This is a genomic window from Alcanivorax sp. HI0083, assembly GCF_001635175.1.
In genome coordinates, this window is record NZ_LWFX01000260.1 from 1 (window position 1) to 933 (window position 933).

The 933-nt window shown below is 60.3% G+C and carries 1 protein-coding gene; it reads right to left on the reverse strand.

The window, feature by feature from the left end:
- Positions 1-851, reverse strand: an 851-nt coding sequence (locus A3754_RS02810) for an AEC family transporter (RefSeq protein WP_063518796.1), incomplete at its 3' end; no start/stop codon positions are given.
- Positions 852-933: the final 82 nt, after the last annotated feature.

A 933-nucleotide genomic window follows, 5' to 3' on the forward strand; every position in this document is an offset into this window, starting at 1 on the left:
GGTAGCAGCAGAAACGCCAGCAAGGTGGAAATCACCACCATGGCAGCGACTTCTTCCGCGCCCCGGTTGTAGGCTTTGGCGAGCAGGTAATTGAATACCGCCACCGGCATGGTGGATTCGATCAGCACCACCCCACGCAGTGGGCCGTCGATGTCCAGTGCCGTCACCAGCCCCCACCCCACCGCAAAGCCACTGGCCAGACGCAGCACCGCAAACCCGGCTCCGCTACCCAGATGGCGCACTTTCAGCTGCGACAGGGACACCCCCAGTGTAATCAGCATCAAGGGAATGGTCAGATCGCCGATCAGGCTGACGGTGTTGTAGAGCCACTCAGGCAGGCTTAGCTGGAAAGCGACCATGGCCACGGCCAGAAACACGGAGATCAGAATCGGGTGGCGGAACAGTTTCAGGGAAAACCCCTCGCCACTGACGATGGCCAGCCCCAGGGAAAAGTGCGCCACGGAGTAGAGCATCATCCACGCCAGCGACAATGCCAATCCGGCTTCGCCAAACGCGAGCATGCACAGCGGAATGCCCATGTTGCCGGTGTTGGGGAAGATCAGTGAAGGCAGAAACACCCGAAAGGGTTGGCCGGTAAAGAGCAGGATCACCGCGCTGACCACGAACGTGGTGGCCAGTACCGCTACGGCCAAACCGGCCACGTCCATGAGCGCCTGCAAGTCCAGCTCCGTCTTGCCCATGGTGGCGACAATCAGGCAGGGAGTGGTGACCAGGGTGACCAGGGAGGTGACCATCCGGGTATCAAAGGGCTTGCCGGCCCGCGCCCAGAAAAAACCCACGCCGGCGCATAACAATACCGGAGCAATAATGGCCCACACAGTGGTAAGCATGTCGGTATATCCGTGAATGAATCAGCCACGCAGTCTGGTAGCTGCTGGCCGGTATGTCCATTGTTGGCCGCGAGATTACGGG